4 protein-coding genes are annotated in these 19,185 nt (G+C 65.3%); 2 read left to right on the top strand and 2 right to left on the bottom strand.

The genetic code is table 11. From position 1 onward, the window contains the following. Window positions 1-4,754 precede the first annotated feature (4,754 nt). Window positions 4,755-4,910, top strand: a complete 156-nt coding sequence (locus ABD832_RS40840; RefSeq protein WP_344907919.1) for a hypothetical protein — start codon at window positions 4,755-4,757, stop codon at window positions 4,908-4,910. A gap of 81 nt (window positions 4,911-4,991) precedes the next feature. Here ABD832_RS40840 and ABD832_RS40835 read toward each other — a convergent pair whose 3' ends face one another. Next, on the bottom strand, window positions 4,992-5,321 hold the full coding sequence (locus ABD832_RS40835; protein ID WP_344907916.1) for a hypothetical protein: 330 nt from the start codon (window positions 5,319-5,321) through the stop codon (window positions 4,992-4,994). Window positions 5,322-9,080: 3,759 nt separating this feature from the next. Between ABD832_RS40835 and ABD832_RS42495 the strand changes: the two genes are divergently transcribed. After that, a complete protein-coding gene (locus ABD832_RS42495) occupies window positions 9,081-9,581 on the top strand; it encodes a non-reducing end alpha-L-arabinofuranosidase family hydrolase (RefSeq protein ID WP_425582750.1) in 501 nt (166 codons plus the stop codon). Between the two features lie 4,192 nt (window positions 9,582-13,773). Here the strand turns inward: ABD832_RS42495 and ABD832_RS42490 are convergent. Then, window positions 13,774-14,340: a fumarylacetoacetate hydrolase family protein gene (locus ABD832_RS42490; protein ID WP_425582749.1), complete on the bottom strand. Its 567-nt coding sequence runs from the start codon at window positions 14,338-14,340 to the stop codon at window positions 13,774-13,776. Window positions 14,341-19,185: the final 4,845 nt, after the last annotated feature.

Below are 19,185 nucleotides of genomic sequence, written 5' to 3'. Positions count from 1 at the left end.
GTCGGCCGTCATGTAAGCGCGGATGTGTGACCGGCACGCCGAGGCCTCGGGCGAGGATCTGCTCTCCAGCCCACTGCCACTGCGTCAGGTCACCTACCTCGAGGATCCGGGCGCAGGCTCCGGGCTCGGCGGCACCGCCTGACCATCGTGATGAACGCGGTCGAGGGCGATGGTACTAGCTCGAGTGAGCGGTATCCAGCACGTCGGTCAGGGTGGGTGCCGGGGCCCGGCGGCCAAGCGCCCCCAGGTCGGGACGCGTCCTCGAAACGGGCCAGCGACACGGCTGACGCGGTCGGGAAAGTGACCGGTAGAGGCTTCCCTGCCCGACCCCGGCAGACACGCGGGCGAACGCGTGAGCGGTCGTGTACCCGGCGTTCGGCGAAAAGACCACGCGCGGCCGCACGCCATCAGTGCGCCGCCGCTCTCCGCCGCACGGCGCTCAGTCCCACGTTGGGTCGTAACGCACGGAAGAATAGGGCTATGATGACATCCTCTCCGCCTAAAGGAGGAGATTCCGCCTGCGCGTGGCGGGCGGTCGGGTGGGGTTACTGCTTCTTCGCGCGGCGCCGGAACACGTTACGGTCTTACACTGCACGTACTCGCAGTCGTTTGATCTCTCCGCCTGCGTCCACTGGCGGGATGTTGATCGCTGCGTTGACGTCCCGGGTACACTTCGGACAGGGCCCGACACGAGCGCAGGTCAACGACCGGACCGGTTCAACGGCAGGATCCCGGTCGATCGGTGCGCACGACTGAGCAGAGCTCTACGACGAGGGAAACCAGCGCTAGACCCATGGCGAAGGTCCGCCCGTACCGCTTCGCCTGTACTACAGCAGTGCCGAACGAACTGTGACCAGCCCGCATCGTGCACGACTATTGGCCACAGCTTGTCGCGCGCCCAGACCTGACACAGCCCACGTATCCACGTACACCGCTTGGTTGTCGCGGTATTCATAACATGGTGGAGAGTTGTCTGCCAGATCTCGGCGGTGTCGGCACCTTTGCGTGCGCCTTGCGACTGAGTTGGCCCTTCTGGCGGTTCGCGGGAACCTTTCTGCGTGCGACCAACGCCTTCTGCCGCCGCGGAGCTTACTTTGCCGCCACGCGTAGAAGGCGGGATTGGCGATCTTCTGGACGATCCGACGTGATTCGGCGAACATGGTGTGAGCCCCAGGTCGAAGCCGATCTTGGGAGTCTGTCTGTGGCAAGGTTCTGCTCGCTCTCTCGACGACGAAACGACGCGATAGTTACCGGCCCGCGGAAGTCCTTGATCCACCGTCACAGACGACGGATCGTTAAGAATTCAGACGGAAGTGATCGCGACCAGCGCACGGGCGCCGTCACCCGATCTTCGCAGACGCAGCTATCCCGCCCGCGTGACGTGCGAAAACGGGCCGTCTTGGTAGAAAGCGGACGCTGCCGGTGAATCCTTTCGAGACCGGAACCGAGGTGCGGCGACCTTGCGGCCCTTTCCGCTTCCCGAAAGCGAGCGCGAAGAAATTGCCGTTAGGCGAGTCGTTCAGGTCCGCGACGCGCACTGGCGAGGATCACCGGACGACACCTCGGCCAGCCAAGCCCGCGCAAGTGGGCTGGCTTAGGCTGAGTGATGATCGCTTGGACATGTCCCGTCGGGAATGTTACGCAGGCCCTCGTTCGTGGCCTCTGCCGTAGGCCGCAGCCGCGTTGTTACACCGTTCCGCGCGCAACCCGAACGCCGCGCCGGCGCTCAGGCACTGACCGGGGGTCGGGTGGAGACGGAATGTTGTACCTGAGTGCACCACCACGATATCTACCCTAGGGTATAATGACCGGATCACGGATAGACGGAGGCCTGTTAGGCACTGTGTTTTGTGTCATGCCATGCCCACGGGTTTTCGTGACAAGGTTCGGAACCGGGTGTTCACCTGGAAACGCAATGGAGGAGATCATGCGGGAGGTGTGCGCTGACTTCGAGGACCGAGCTTATCGAGTTTCAAAGGCGGAGGACGACCAAGTCCATCCTGCTGGTGAACGTTCCCGCCAAGATAACCATGGACCAAGGGGTCACTCAATCAAAAGGCGTTGTCCACTCTCGCAGGAGTGCACCCCAAGAGTTCCCGACCGGCACGCCATCTGTACGGTGGAACAAGCTGTGGGCCGGAGCTCACTGCTTCGCACGAGAGGTCGGGCGGGCGTACCACTCAGCGTCCTGAGCCAGTAGACATCGAGTAACAAACCGGCCGAAGGTCAGGCTACGTCTCGGGGCCTGGCGGCCCTCCCGCGCGGGCCTTACATCCCGCCTGAAGACCGGAGCACCGGCCCGCATTCCGGTAGCAACCGGATAACATTGTCCGGTTACGCGGGGCGCGGGCCACGGGCGGGGTCACGGCACCGTCCCCGTCCGGCAAACACTCGGCACCCCCGCGCACGTCCCCTACCCCTCCGTCCGGCGCCCCCACCACCGCCCACTCACCGATCGGAAGAGTGGACCCGTGACCCATCTTCAGCTCGACGACCTGCGTTCGCCCTCGTAACGGGCGCGGGGCTCCGGATCGGCAGGGCGATGGCCGTCGCCTTCGCCGGGGCGGGCGCCGCGTTCGTCGTGGTCTGCGGACATCGACGCGAGAGGTCCGGGACGCACGGCCGCCGGCATCGGGGACGCGGGCCGTCGCGGTGACCGCCGACGTCTCCTGACGAGGGCGTCGTTCACGCGCTTAGTTCGAGACCGCGATCGGCGTACGGCCGTCTCTGACGTGCTGTGCACACAACGCCGGCGTTCCTCGACAGCTGGGGTCTGCCAGCGGACACCCGGTCGCGGTTGGGAGCGGTCCTGCGGGTTAAACCTGACGGGCACCTTTCCTGGTCACGCACGCCGTCCTGCCGCACATGCTGAGCCGGGACGCGGCGCGATCGTCAACACGCGCCTCCGAGGCGGGCGTGCGCGGCGGAGCGGCCGGGCGGCCTACACCGCGTCCAAGCACGCGTCGTCGGCCTGACCCGCAGCGTCGCCTGGCGTACGCCAGGGAGGGCATCCGCTGCAACGCCATCCTGCCCGGCCCCACCATGACCGGCATCGCCACGAACGCGACGTTCGACCGGCCGGCATCGCCCGGCTCGGCCCGGTGCTCGCCCTCGGCGAGCGGAATGGCCGAGCCGAGCGATGGCCGACGCCGCCCTCTTCCTCGCCTCCGACGCAGCTCGTTCGTCACGGCGCGATCGTCCGGTGGACGGGGGCTGGTCGGCCGCCTGACCCGGGCGCCCGGGGACGGCTCGGCACAGAGGCCGATCGACGCGGAGGAGAGCATAAAACTGAAACGAGAGCAGTGCTCTTGACATCACTGTTCAGGTTCGAGAGCATTGCTCTCGAACCTATAGGAGTGATCATGAGCAAGCTGTTCTACCGCGGCCCTCGTCGGCGGTCCTGCACGCCGAGTACGCGGCCCGGGGCCGGATCGACACCGAGGCGCCCGTGACCTCGGCGTCCAGCGTCGTCGTCGACGCGACGCCCGCCCAGGTCTGGGAGGTGATCTCCGACTGCGGAACTGGCCCCGGTGGGCACCGGGGTACGAGGTGCTGCAGCTCGGCGAGACGCGCGCGCGCGGCCACCTTCCGCGGAGGCTCGGCGGGGTGAGGATCACCTCCAGGTTCGCACCGTCGTCGCCCCCGGACGCGAGCTCAACTGAGCGGCGTGGTCTTCGGCTACAAGGCCGTCGACCAGCAGCTGCTGGAGGCACTGCCCGCGGACGCACACCGGGTGACCATGGCGGGAGGCTGGGCGGCCGCGTGGTCTCCTGATTCTTCGGCGTCGACAAGCTCCGCACGGGTCACGAGCGCTACACTGGCCGCCCTGGAGAAGGAACTGACCAGGCGGCCGGCGGTGGACCTGCATGACGCTGAACCGGGGCGCGTCGCGTCCCGGCCGTGGCGGACCCGGGAACAATCGTCAGATGTTCGACTTCGGGTCTCCGGGTTACCGGCCGGAGTGGCTCACCGGCTCCTATCGATGATCCTGCAGGCCCAGGGGCGGAGGCTGGCCGCCCTGGAAGGCGGCGGCTGACGCGCGTGCTGGTGGTCTGGGGACCTGGAGGACGACACCTGGTCACCGACGGGCCGGTCCTGCTGGACTTCGACGGCGAGCAGGTGGAGATCGTTCACAACAAGTTCGACGATCTCTTCGATCACCTGGAACGCCGTCGATCCGGGCCCGGCCGCTGGACTGGGCCGGGAGGGCATTCCGCTGCGGTGCGGCAGGACGCGTTCCCCGAGGACGGACCGCGCTTGGCGGGACAGCGCATGCGTTCCTGTGGAGCTTCTCGAGTACGTTCGCGGACGACTGGCAAGGGGCATGGTCGTGCCCTCGGCTTCGTCTTTCCGCAACGGGCGGGATGACCGTGTACAAGCGATGGACGGAACGCATCGCGTTCGGCATCCCGGCCCCTCGTACGCCCGCCACGTCGCTGGGGGGCGGAGGACGGGTTCACGGGGACGGGGACCGCGGCCCGCGGCGAGGACGCCCCGGGGGGTTGAGGGCCAGCCTCGTCGCGCGCGGCCTCGTTATCGCGCCGGGACCTCGCTTGCACTGGGCCTCGTGCTCGGGTCTTGTTGTGTGGGCCTCGTCAGGCGCGTCGGGCCATCGCGTCGCGTACGTGACCGGCCCGTCAGCGGGGCCGTGCGGGGCGGCGTCGTGCGCCTCCGTGCCCTGTGAGGAGCTATGGCCATCAAGCCTGTCCTACCTCGCGGATCTCGCCCGCGTACTTCTCGGGAAGAAGCCCCTGGTGACCTACGATCTGCGCGACCAGGGCGGCGAAGATACTCCTCGCGGGCGAGGCAGCGGTCCAGTTCTCGACCTCCAGTGGATCACTCCGTGGCGTGAGCGCCGCGCCGCCGAGGAAGCCGAGACGGCTTTCTGCGCCATGCCCTTGGGAGCGTGAACGCGAGACGAGCCGCGGTGACGACACGAGGACTGCCGAGAGGATCACGGGCACCCCGCGGGACAGGCCGCCGTGCCGATCTCACAGCGCACCGGACCGGCGGCCGTCGTATGTGATGAACGGGACGTTGTTCTCGAGTGCAGCGCGTGCAGCATGAGCTTCACGGCGATGAAGGAAAGCCCAGGATCGACGGCGGAGACCGTAGCTGAGGTAGATAGAGGCGGTCGAGACCGCCCGTCGATGAGGAAGTACAGAGCGTGGCGTCAGGCGAGCAGCGAGAACGCCGATGGCCGTGAACACCACGTACACGTTCTCGGTCAGCCCGAAGATCGCGGCGGACTGGAGTCGCAGCGCGAACAGAGATCTGTCACGTGCGCCGATGCCGAGAAACGACCATGAGACGAGCAGCAAGCGTCATGAGCGTCGCCTGCCGTCTGGACGGAACAGCCTGTCGCCGTGGGTTTTTTGCGTAGGTGTCAGGAGGTGTGAACACCGTCCTGGTCACGGAGTGGCGGATCACGATGTTGTCGGGCCGAGAGGTGGCTGATCCTCGCGCCTCGCGGCTAAAAATATGAGCAGGTTGCACGGCGATGATATGAGCAGGATGACGGCCGATACAGGTAGAACACCGAGGCGAACGAGTGTGATACGAGCGCGTGTCATGCTGCCACAGGAAGATGAAAACCGAGGCCCGGGAGTGGCGATCAGGGAGAAGACGATAGACCGAGAGTCAGGACCGTCTGCTGGTCGGCGCGCGGCACCTTGAAGCTGGACATGATGATGATGAGCAACACGAATCAGTGATGTCGACCGACAGCAGCCTTCTCCTCGTCACGTACACCGGCGAGAGTACTCGACGCCCATCGGCGTCGCCGAAGACTCCACACGCCGACGCCGACAGGAGCGCGACGCCGACGTAGCGGCCGACCAGCGGCGGCGCTGCGGACAGGGTGGCACGTGCGCCTTGCGCACGTGGAAGACGAAGTCGACAGCAGCAGACCGGCGATGCCGCGGCGATACGTGAACACCAGACGACAGCGGGTACGTCCTATCGGCGCCCCGCCGTTCCAGGGACGGTCGGGGCGGCGCAGCGCCGCTGACGGCCGCAGGCCCCGCTCCACGCTCTTTCTCACTGTGCCCGGCGGGCCGGCCGATCAGTCGACGCTCCCGGCCGGTCTGCGGGGTTCATCGGCCCAACCCACACCCCACAGACACACAGCAACAAAAAATCAGCCGCCCGCGCTCACGCCCGACGCGAGGAACGACCGTCGCCATATGGCAAAAGGTCGGCTCGGGGTCCGTCTCTCACCGGCGGTGAACACGACAGACGAGCAGGATCGGGCGGCCGGACGGTCCTCGCCACGCGCGGACGCGGGACCGGGGCCAGCTGGGGACGGGCCTCGTGCAGGCGCGCTGAGCGGCGCGGACGTAGTAGCTCGGAAATATCTCGCCGTGGCGAGTCCGAGGTCTCCGTCATTCGCGCGAGAACAAACCTCCTAAGTCAAGAAATCGGCAGTCCGTGGTGGAAAGGTACGCGTGACGTGTGTGGTCCGCAGGAGGTCACGCGTGGTCGCGGGCATGCGTGCGTGGAGGAGCACGTGCACGATGTGAGCGTTAACAGTTCGTCAGCCGTTCGGTGGCTCTTCATCTGCGGACGCTGCGGTGGTGACCAGGGGTGGACGCGCATGCAGAAACACCAGCGCTAGAAGCGGCTGTCAAGAGTACAAGAAACATACCCTGACGAGGGAAACGGTGAGTGCGCTCGTCATCAGCATGCCGATTCACGGGCGTCGCACTCGGCGCGGACGACACGATGTGATGAAAAATTTCACAGATCCACATACGCCTACGCGGTGGCCCGGAGCCCCAGTTTTCAGCGACCGGGAGGCGTCGGTCGACAGGTGCAGCGCGACATGTGTGCCATATAGCGGTACGTAGAGCGGTTTGCATGATTAGCTGACACATTTTGTACTCTTTCCACACTGAGTCCCCGAGACTAGCCCCATGTCCTACGTCGGTGGTGAGCGGACAGGGCCTGTCTGGTCACGCGCCGGTGGTGTGCTGTTCCCCTGATGACGGAACGCGGACGTCGATCCTACCGCGGGCGTACCCAACCGTGACCACAAACCGATTTACCGACAGTAAGTTCTAGTGATGCAGTTATGGAGAGCTCATTTGGCAGGGCACCAACGCCATAACCCACCACCCCGGACCCGCAGGCCCTTCGTCGGTCTTCGCCGGGCTCTGATCACCACGGGCACACTCTCACCCCGGCACCCTATCGATGCTCGCACGCTCACGGCGTGACGGCCCGGTGGCGCCTGGCGCCGACTCCGCGTGGGCACCGCCGGTACCAAAGGCCTCTGGTCAGTGCCGCGAGCGAGCACGCTCGGCGCCGCCGCGGCCAGAGCGGCGCTGCTCGGCACGGTGCGATCGCGCGCGTGGCCGGGCTCACGGCGACTCCGGCGTACACGACCATCGCCAACCGTGAGTTCAACATGATGCAGTCGGCCGAGAACGAGATGAAGATCGGACGTCCACCGAGCCCAACAGACCAGTTCAACTTCAGCGGTGGCGCCGCGTCGTACAACTGGGCCTGTGCAGAACGGCAAGCGGGTCCGGCGGAACCACAATACCACTGGCGGCTGGCACAGAACCAGCAGCCCAAGACTGGATGCGCTCGATGGAAGGCGCCCCCTGCGCCATAGGCGATGATCAACCACAACAATCGCGTGGTGAACCACCTGTAGACAGGGCTAGATCTCACGCCTGGTGGAGACGGGCGTCACGAGGCCTTCGACGACGCAACTCCGGCGACCACGGCGCAACTCCAACCCTCCAGCGCACACGGCACAAAACGACAGTGGATCGTAGGTCGCTTCCGCACCGCGCATGGAGCCGCCGACCCGGCCAGCCAAGCTCTGCTCCAGAGACGACTGACAACACGACAACTGGAGCTGTGCAGAGACGCAGGGCGTCTACAAACATAGTATTCCGCGAACTTCAAGGCCTCGCGGCGTGCCAGATCGCGTAGCGTGCGTGGGCCTGCAGTCGCACTTCAACAGCAACAGCCCTACAACAGCAACTACCGCACAACCACCATCTCCAGCTGCGCGCGCGCCTGGGCCGTCAGACGTGCAGATCACGACGAAGTCTGGACATCCTGTGGCGGCTCGCGACCACCATACACCAGTGGTCAACGACTGCCTCGCTCCGTGTCCTCGCTCCACGCTGCATCACCGGCATCACGTCTGGGGCATGTGCGCGACAGACGGACTCCGGCTGGTCGCCAACGCGCGCCGCTGCTGTTCGAGCGTGCAACGGCAACAAGAGTGCCGGCCTACACGCACCTCGGTCCTGAACTGCCCTCAACATAGTGGAGCCGACCCCACAGGCCGATCGCCGACGCCGACCGTCACACGGGTGCAGATGGCACGGGCAGATCAGGGCGTGGACCTCCAACCCGGTGCGTGAGGACGTGCCCGGTTCAAGCACGCACACGACGGCACCCAAGCGGAACCATGTGGGACGTGCCACACCGAACCCCAAGCCAGCAGTGGACCTACACCGCGGCCGGGGAGTGCAAGGTCTACTGGCAAGCAAGTGCCTAAGACGCCGGCTAGGTACCGCCAGCAACGCCAAGCGCAGATCTAGCGGCACTGTCACGCGGCAACTGGTGACACACAGAAGTAAGGCGCGCAACAAAACTCCAGACTAGGCAGCCATCGTCGGCGTGCAGTCCGGGCCATCAGTGCCTGGACGCCGTGGGCGCGGGAGCGCCAACGGCACCCTGCTCACACTCTCTCCACTCTGCACGGCGGCGGCACAGCACCAGAAGTGAGACAACTGGAGACGGCACCTCGGTGACGCCCCACCCCGGCCCACGTACGACCGTGACGCCCGACCGCGAGTATGTGCAACCTTCCCTCACGACGTACCGGCTGAGGAGCTCAGACGGGCGTGCTGGCCAACCGAGGTCGGCTGGGAATCTCGGTCATCAGGACTTCCACCGTCGCGAACGAGGGCAAGCGCAGCAGCTCGTATCTACGCCACACCCACACGACAACGGCTCTCCTGAGGGGCGTCGATGAACTTCGGCCTGTTCACCAGCTGCGTCGGAGATGGACACTCGGCCAGCCAGGAAGCTGACTCTGTCACGTCCGAGACACGGTGCGCGCCCTCGCTGTTCTACTCGCGCCCCACCCAAGACACCGTCTGGTGCTGCCATACCAGTGGGCGCCAAAGACGGCGTTCGTCACATACCGCACCTCCACCACCCGACCAACCCCAACGGCACTGGTCGGACGCCCCGCAGACCCTGCTTCTCAGAACATCACCGGCTCATCCAACACACCGGCCCCATCGACCAGGCCTCATAACGGTGACGACACGACAGGTACACTGTTCTCTTCGCCGCACGACAACGGCAAGCATGACTCTAGCCGCGCCAGCATGCCGATCGGAACTTCCGCAACTTCGGCTCACCTCGACCGTCATCATGAGCGCCCCAGACAACACCTCTTCGAGCCGTCCAGCGTCTACAGCTGCAGAACCACAGAACCGCTAGCCATGATCGTCGAGGCGTCGGTCTCTAGGCGCGCTACTTCCGCTCTTCACCGTGCAGCCTCAACGAGCACCTGCGACGCCCCCAGCCGCACCGAAGTCCAATAACGTATCGCAGGGCTAAGAGCCACAGCGGCGCCACTGAGCCATACGACATCAGCCACGGGAGCTGCTGCGCACCCTAACGCCGACCAGACCATGACCGTCGACCCCTGCAACACTGCAGCTTGCTCATACCAGGGCGCTCCAATCACCCAACATCAACCCCCCGACTAAAAACGGCTGCCTGCCCTACCGTCCGGGCCTGCTGACACTCCGAGCGCTGACGATGTGACGTGACGTCGTCCCGTGCCCGGCGCTGACCTGACATCCCTCACGCCGTCACCGCCGAAGGGCTCCGGTTTTGCGTGCGACAGCGCACGGAGGCACCTGCACTTGAGCGACGACGGCCGCGCTCCCCGGGCGGATCCGCCTGTCGACGCCGGGGCGTCTCGGTAGCACACAAGGCGCAGACGCCCCGGACGAACCGAAAAGGACACGACGTGAAACGAGGCTCAGGCCGTCCTGGCGGCCGCCGGCGCCGCTTACTCTGGCTGATCGCGGGCCTGCTCGTGGTCGATCCGGCCGGCCGCGGCCCCGAAGCGTCGCTGACCCATCCCAGGTGACGCGGCTTCGGACAACCCGTACGAACCTGAACATGGTACGTACTACGCTGCCGACAGGGTCGCGCGCACGGCCGGCGATGCTGGTGATGGTCCACGACCGCGCACGGTGGCACGGACTCGCAAGGTGGTCTTCAACAGCTGTGCGGACGTGACTACCGTGAACGCGACGGCGGACCGGTACGGGCTACGGGACGTCATCGTGTCTCCCCGAGGCCACCCGTGAGGACGTGCGTTCGACGTCTCCTCCCTCCTCCCAATGCCGCCCTCAGGACCAACGGCGTGCGGCACGACTCCACCGGATCATGTCACACGTGGAGAGGCCGCGTAATGGGCCCCTACGGCATGCACGGCTACAACGTCGTACCCCGCGCCGCACTCGTGGTCAGCGAGGCTGTCCTCCTGTCTCCTCCGGGGCACGCTGATGACCCACGTGCAGCGCCGCCCAGTACCGGACGTCGTTCAGGCGCCGCCGCGGCAGTTCTCCGTGCAGCTTGTCCGCTCGGCTGTGCTCTCGCACACCACAACGGAACGGGTCGCTGATGGAACCACAGAAACACAGTGCTCCGTGCGGAACCTGAATCAATGTGCCGCGACCCTACTAGCCGTGGGCGGCCAGGCACGTGGCGATGTATCCCGGTACACCGGCCCGACCTACCAGCGCGAAGTAAGCAGCTGTGGCACGGCACGCGACGACACCACGACCTCGCCTACCCCAACTTCGTGCGATGCAGATGCTAAGCGAAAGTGGACCAACAGAACGGGGTGGGCCAGAGTACACCGGTGCTCACCGACACCCCGCGATCGGGTCTTCACCAGCAACATGTGGACCCGGAGACCCACGCTACGGCCAGCGCACCACGACCCAGCCTCCCGTCGAGGCGTTCAGCTTCGCGGGCAAACCGGTCACGGAAATTCCGACACTCCCTTCCGCTGGACGGCATGTTCCCGCACGCACTGGACCTTCCTCGGCTCAGACGCGGCGTCGCCCGTCTACCCGGACTCGACGCCGACCGTGACCCGGACGCCGACGCCGACTCCGACCTCAGACGCCGGATCAATGGGCCCGATCCGTGGTGTGGGGCTCGAACCGGTGCGCGGCACGTCAGCGCGTACAGTCTCACAGTCCAACGGACGCGGCCGTCAGGCTGTGGACTGCAACTGGCCAGAACACCAGCAGAAAGGTAGGACCACTGCAGCGAACGAACTTCGCGTCTACGGCAACAAGTGCGTCTCGACGTCAGCAACCAGAATGCACCACCGACGGCGCCACCGTCCAGATCTGGGAGCTAGCAAAAAAGAACGGCCAGCAACACCAGAAGTGGCGCTGCATTCACACGACGGCAACCATCACACGCCCTCGGCGCCAACAAGCATGCCTCGACGTCCCAACAGCGCCACCGCCAACGGCACCCGCCTCGCATCTGTCGCTGCAACGGCGCAACATACCAGTCGCGCACCAGAGGCTGACCCAACTCACCTGGGGCGAAGTGGGCCGGCCTCCCCGGGCGAACCCGCGCGGGGTGGCCGGACCCATGTCGCCGTCACCCTCCATCCGCACCAACATTGATGCTATCACATCTGAAGAGAACTATCGATCGCGAGCTCGACAGAGAGATCCCAAGAGAGAAGTTCGTCCAGCTGCGGTTACGTCTGAAGACGTCCACTTTGACAAAGGCTCCCCTGTGAGGAGTCAGAATTAAGTGGGCTTACGGTCCTTGACGCACACTACGGCGTACGCACGTAATGTGTAGCTGAAGTCATCGGGAGTGCCGTCTGGGCGAACCGGCGGCTGGACGGACCTCTCGGGCGGACGCGGCGAGCGCTACACGTACTGAGGCACTCGCTCACCCCCCGATGAAGGAGACCAAGTGATGTCCCCATCCAGACGTGGCGCACGCCCCGGACCCGACGGAGAGGGTCGCGTGATGTCGAAGCGCGCAGATCCCTTTGCGAAGCGATCAGCGGGGTCGCGGCGAGCTCCTCGTCGTGTCCACGGTCCACGCGGCGCTGAGGCAACAGCGGACTGCGCGACGCGCAGACTCGAACGTCGAATCAGCGTCGCTCCGCGTCGTCACGCCGTGCGTCGGCGTCGTCCGCGCACGGGTCGGGTATGCATCATCTGCGCCGACTGCAGGGTGCGGGCATGAACCCGCCACTGACGGATCAGCGTCACGTCCACGCCGAGTCGCAGCGTCGCGGCGAAGACACCGCCTCCTTCATCGCTCTGCGGCTCCCGACAACTACTCAAACACAACACACAGCCCTACCGGGGTGTACGTGCGCGGTTGCCACAGCTAGGCGGGGCGGCACCGGCCACCGAGTATCGACTCGTGGCTTTCCGGCACCAGCGGGTACCCCTGGTCCTTCTACGGCTGCAGCGCAGATGTACGAACAACAACGGCATCTTCATCGCGCCGCAGGCCTCTCGAGCGGCGGCTGGGCGCAACTCCGGCCGCACAATGAGGAGCGTGACACCTCGTCGACGACCTCGAACAGGCTGCTCGACAGCACCCGTCCGCTGTGTCGTGCGACACACGCAGACCAGCGCTTCGCCATGGCTTCAGCTACGGCGCGGATGAGCTACTCGCTCGCCTGCGAGGCAGGGCGACGGTCTTCGCCGTCGCGGTCGCGGTCTACGCACGTGCGCGCAGCTCAGCGGGTGCAGCGGCGGCAGCGCACAGCCGATCGCGTACATGGACTGCACGGCAATCGGCAGACAACGTCCTCAACATCGTACACAGTGGACGCGTCGACTGCGCGACATGTTCGTCAGGAAGCAACGGCGGCCCACCGCTCACAGAGACACACAAGGCCGAGCACGTGAAACGGTCAATATCGGGCAGCAGGCGCACGAGATCACCGGAAGCTACCACCTAACTCGGTGTGCCGGGGCCGGGTACCCGGTCGTGTGGCCGCCCTTCGGACAACGGCGACCACATGCCCGTTTCCCGTGGACGGGACTACGCGAGAGCGGCATCACGACGCTGGACCAAGGTGCGATGGTGTGGAGCGTACGTTCTCCCTGCAGATTTCGTGACCACCCTCTGGAGCCCACAAAAGCCGACGCCCGACAAGTCCGACCGTGACCCAACGACCCCGGAGGCCGGGATCGGGTCGATCCGTGGCGTGGCGCTCGACCGGTGCGCGGACGTCAGCGGCGTCTCACAGCACCACACGGCGCAGGGCCGTCCAGCTGTGGACTGCAACAACGGCAGAACAACCAGCAGGAGACCACACACCGCATCAGCGAACGAACATTCGCGGTCTACGGCAACAAGGCGTCGACGCACAGCAACCAGAGCGACCCCACAACCGACGGCGCAAGAGCCACCGTATCACAGCTCTGAGACGGCAAACGGCCAGAACCAACCAGAAATGGCGGCCTCAACACCGAACGAGCACCATCACGCCTCGGCGCCAACAAGTGCACTCGACGTCAACAAGCACGCCACCAGCCAACGGCACCCGCCTCGCGCATCTGGTCCTGCAACGGCGGCAACAACAGCGCTGGGACGCAGGGCTGACGCCTCACGCGGCACTATGAGAAGGACACTTGCGGGGATCCCCTGCGGGGACGGCTGCCCGTCCCGGCGAGGGACCCTCCGGCGGCGGGCGGTGTCCACCTGCCCCGCCCGTCAGGGCGGGCGCGCCGTCGTGGCCGGACGGGACGCTCCCCGGGTGTGCCACCCGGGGAGCGTCCCGTGCGTTCTCAGGCTCTGGTTCCCATCCGCTGGCTTGGCGGCCCAGGCCGTCGATTCTCGGACGTCGACCACGTCACCGCGCGCAGGTACGCCTCCGGGGGCCATGCCGAGGGCCACCCCCGCGGGGGTGCCGGTGTTCACCACGTCGCCCGGCTCCAGGACCATTGAACTGGCTGAGGTACCAGATCTACATGATGACACGAGATCTGTTTCTTGGTGCTGCGTCTGGCGGACCGGCCCGTTGACCCACAGGGCGCAGGCCGAGCGCCTGCGGATCCGCCCACCTCGTCCGGGGGTGACCACCACGGCCCAGCGGGTTGAACGTCTACACGACTTGCCCTTGTCCCACTGGCCGCCGCGTCGTTCTGGAACTCCGTCGGTGGACGTCGTTGGCGATTCGCGTATCCGGCGGATCACGCCCGCCGCCTCCTGCGGGAGGACAGGTAGCGGGCCGTGCCGCCGAGGGACGACCGCCTGCTCGACCTCGTAGTCGGTCTTCACGCTGCCGCGCGGTCACCAGGACCATCGTCCTCGGGGCCGACGTACCGTGTTGGACGCCTTCATGAAGACAGGCTCGGCCGGGAGGGCGGCACCGGTCTCCTCCGCGTGGTCGGAGTAGTTCATGGGCGATGGCGACTACCCTTGACCTCCTGGTGGCCGGCGGGGGCGGGCCTCGATTCAGGCTCGGTATGCGCTCCGGTGCCTCGGTCGTGCTCCTCGTGGCGAGGGCGACGCACCCTCGCTGAGACGCCTCGCAGGCGTCGAGAACGGCGCGGTCGATGTCCGCCGTTGCATTCGGTTCAACAGGTCCAGCGCCCTGCGTCGGGTCCCATGACGCAGGGCCGCTCCTGACCATCGGAGCTTTCTGCCTACCCGGAGCAGTTTCACGAAAGGCCTTCTTTTAACTGTGGTTCGCAAGGCATGCCCGCCTGACGGGTGCCGGTGGGTTCTCGGATCGGAGGGGAGGCCGCCGTGCGCCGCGTCTGTTCAGAGCGTTCGAGCCGTTCGAGCGGGTGCGCGTTCAGCGCTCCAGGCGCACGGGCTCGTCCGGCCCGCGCGGCGGACGTGATCCAGGCGTCGTGATGTGCCTGAACATCGCCTCGGCGGCAACCGCCGGGTCGTGGGGCGGCGATGCCGCTCGGTAGATGCGGCGATGGCCGAGGTTGGACGCCACGCACAAGGGCCCGCTGGGGCCGCCCATGTAGCGGGCGGTGTTTGGACGGACCTGGCTCTCCAGGCCCGCACCACGCCACGGGCGATGCGGTTTCCCGGACGAGCCTGCATGATCGTGTCGTGGAAGGCGAGGTCAGTGCTTGGGCGTACGTGACATGTGTCGTCCCCGATGGCTCGTGTCCACATCCGGTTCCACCAGCGCGCGCAGCCGGTCTATCGTGTCCTGGTCCATCGAGACGGGGGGCGAGGTTCGCCATAAAGTCGGGACTCCAAAGCACGCGCCGGGTGACCACGAGGTCGTCGAGGAAATCCCCAGGCTGTCGTCCCCTCGCGATGGTCGCCGTGCGAGGACCGAAGCTACGTCGAGCATGTCCCACATCGTCGGAAAGGGGGTGACCATGGTGCCGTGCTGAAGGCCCTGAGCGAGATCTGCAACAGCCCCTTCTCCTGAAGGGCTCTTCACCGCTTTCGCGGACGAACGGTCCGGCTTCAACCGGAAGAGAGATCCGCAGAGCGCGGGGCTCGGTCGGGCAAGCGGCGTGCCCGGGGGGTGCACCCCCCAGCAACATGCGCTCCACAGCTCCGGCCGTCACCGCCCCTGGCGAGGTTTAGCCGGCCCGTCCTCAACTCCAAACAGAAAAGGAAAAAAAAAAAAGGAGTCGCTATAAAAAATGGAAGGTGATGGCGAACGCATAAACAAAAAAGGACGGGCGACTCCTTGCGATGTCGTCAACTTCTCCTCCGGTGCCCCGCCCCGCGCCCGTTCTGACGTCGTATCTGGCACACCTATTGACGTTATAACGTCATATATACGAAATTACGTTTCGCCTCAACGCAGCGGATCGCGGCGAGCCGGCCGTCCCTCTGGAAAGTGACATCGATGAATCAGCGAACACTGTGGTCGGTTCGCCCTGGTCGCCGGGCTGGCCACTGGCCGTTGCGGGGAGCGCACACAGGCCCGCGGCGGCGCCGAGCGACTCCCGCTAAGTCACTAACACCTCGTGGTCTGGGACCTGGAAGTCCCGTGTGACGGCGAGCCCGCGGCCGCGTACGTCCAGAAGGCCAAGACGACTTTGCCAAGAAGCACCCCGGCGTCCAACGGAGTCGAGTTCGTGGCCACAGCCGTTTCGACCAGTACTACAACCCTGCTAGGGCGCGGCCATCCAGGCCGTCACGGACCGGGACTGCATGCTGTTCAACGGAGGCGGCCCAGATCCGCGACACGGCGTGAACGCGCTCCTGGCCGCTCGACCACGTAACCTGGCCGAGGACAAAGCGCGCCTGGCGGGCTGGACGCGTTCAGCAAGGACGGCAGCAACCTACGCCGCCGCCGGTGACGTTGCAGGGCCACCCGATCTACTACAACAAGACGCTGTACGAGAAGGCGGGACTCGACGGCCCCGCCACGAAAACCGGGACGCAGTTCCTCGCGACTGTGCCACCATCAAAGCAGCAAGGACCCGGGGCCAGGCTTCGCGCTCGGGGCACAAGAGGTGGCGCCGCACCATTCTTCTGTCGGGCCTCGGCTCGGGCCTCCTTGAACGGCCAGGAGTACGGACCACTGGATCGCCGGCAGGCGCGACTGGTTCCTCTCCCCGGCGTAGAGAAACGATCTTCAGCTGTGAGAAGGACGCCGGGGCGACGCCAAGCTGAACGAACGGTCTGGGCCAACTCCGAACCGCGATGTTCAACGCGCCTTCACGATCTCAACTCCGGCAAGGCCCCCTACATTCATCGCCTGATTTTTCGGACATCGGGCCTGGAAGGACTTCGATCAGCGAGTTCCCTGGGGGCCACAAGGTGACGTCGTCCATGCCCTCACCCGTTCGTCACCAGACCGGGGACCACACCCGAACCTCCCCTACGACGGCGGCATCGGCTACGCGGTCCGCGAAGTGGGCGAACGACCCGAAGCTGTCACCGAGCCGACATGGTGCTCTCGCTTCGCCACGACCGACGCCCTGACCTCATTCTACTCCCGAGGCCGGCGCGGATCAAAAACGTCGACCTCCAACGATCGACTGGTGTCGCAGGGCCCCGTGGCCTGTGTCGGCATCGATCGTGGTGGTCCCAATCACGGAGTGGCAAGCCTCGCCCTGCACGGTGGGCGGTTTAGGGCCTCCAAGGACCCTGGTGTGTTCTGATGGGGTGGTCGATAGCTCTACCCAGGCAGCTCCTGAGCGTGATCGGCCGAGCGCGTCGACGATAGGTGTGTGGAAGGGGGTCAGGACTGGCCACACACATCGGAGTCGCCGAGCTGCATCGCGTGGGGCCGATCCGGGATTCGTCAACCGCTGTGTACTCCGGGCCCGTAAAAAGCGTGCCCGTGCGTGGGACACGGCGGAGAGAGGACATCGGGTCGGCGGGAGCGGGCCGCGCCGGCACCGGCCCGCCGGCACCGGCCCGCTCCCGCAAGGAGCCGTCCCGCACACTGCTCTCCAGACACGACAATGGTCGCCCTAACGTCCCCTGGTGCCCCGGCCCTGCTGTACAAAAAGAAAAAAGGAAAAAAAGAAATACGGAAAGGAAAAAAAAAAAGAATAGGGCAGGGAGAAAAGAATTTGTTTGTTTAAGAAAAAAAAAAAGGGAAAATTATGAAATATACAATAAAAAATGAGGGGTGGTTAAAGAAAAAAAAAAAAAGAACAATAAAAAGAGAAAAAAAGGGGAATAAAAGGGGGAAAAATGAAGGAAAAAAAAACAAGTACATGAGTAAGACATCATCGTCGCGCTGCGGCGTGAGGCCGCTGCTGCTGGGCAGTCAACTTCTCCTTCACGGAGCGGACGGCGAGCATGCAACGGGGACGAGTGGTCGAGACCGTCGACACTACCTGTAGAATGTGTCAACAGACGCGACTGTATGCCAGAGCGCGCAGCGCAACGTCGGGCTGCTGGTGCTGACTGACTGTAGCTCTCGTAGTCTGGTGGCCATAACGAGACATATGCTCGCGACGTCGTCGTGCCTGCGGCGTGCCCGGCACCGTCTCGCGCGCGTCTACTTCTATACCCGGCCAGTGCTCTCACCAGAGTGATATCTATCGGTGCGATCTCACCTCCTGACTCGTCCTTCATGACGGCCCGTTGACACACGCCCTCGCGGACGATCGGCGCCGGCCCACGTCGACGGCTCGGGAGACCACGGCGCGCCCATGTTCGCGGTCGTCGGCGTGCACGTACTGGGCGACCTCGGATGTCCCTGGTGGTGTATCCTCGCCGGATTCGCCACCCTGGACCCGCGCTCCTGGACGCGTGGCCCGTGTGGACGCGCTTCGCTCCGCCCAGATCATCGGCACGTGAGTCATTATTCCCGGGCCTGACCACGCACTATACCAGTTCGTCTTCGTGATACCACGATGATCGGGATGCTGACGTCCATGTCGCGCCTGCTGTACGTCATGCCAGCGGCGGCCGAGGGGTCACACTACCTGCCGAAGATACTACGTCTGGATACGCAGGGAGCAGATGAACCGCCCCGCGCTCGCCATCGGCCCGAGTCGACAGGTCACTGTATTCTCTCGTCGTCATGTCTCGTCGTGGGACTCATGCCGATCAGCGTGCTCCGCGTCGGATCATGGGAGACTGATGTCCGGCAGCCGCGAATGCAGCGTGCGGTGTCGCACGTACGATGGCGCTCCTCGCGCTGCGGACGTGATCTACCACACTGTGTTCACCACCAACAGCGCATGAAGACCCGGCGCGAGTACGTCCATTCGACCGTTTGTTCATCCCGACGACCTCCCTGCAGTGTTGGGGACACAAACATCGTGCACCGGATGCACGCTGACCAGCGTCGGCGATGGCGTCTGGCGAGTGACTAATCATCGCACAACTCGCATGCCGTGTCGTGGAGACGCAGATCTCGGTGGCACGTCCCATGCTGCTGCTAAGAGGGTACGTATGGCGAGGCTCGAGCGCTGAGCCGAGCTGCGCTTCCGCGGCTGCCAAGGCGCATACTCCATGGGCTGTCTCGCGGCGCTGTTCATCCGATTCAACAGGTGATCAACATGGTGCGCTCGCCCGGGTTCATAAGGTGGTGATAAGCACGGCGAGAGGGGAGAGGCGGACACCAGGCCTCACTACGTAACGACCTACCGCTGATCTGGCCATACAGTCGCGCAGTCCATACGTTCACGATCTTCTGATGACGAGTTACTACAGACCGTTGCCGCGAGA

The organism is Streptosporangium longisporum, assembly GCF_039534895.1.
Taxonomy (GTDB): Bacteria; Actinomycetota; Actinomycetes; order Streptosporangiales; family Streptosporangiaceae; genus Streptosporangium; species Streptosporangium longisporum.
Note: the sequence above shows the minus strand (reverse complement) of the source record. Positions and strands in the feature narration are given on the sequence as shown.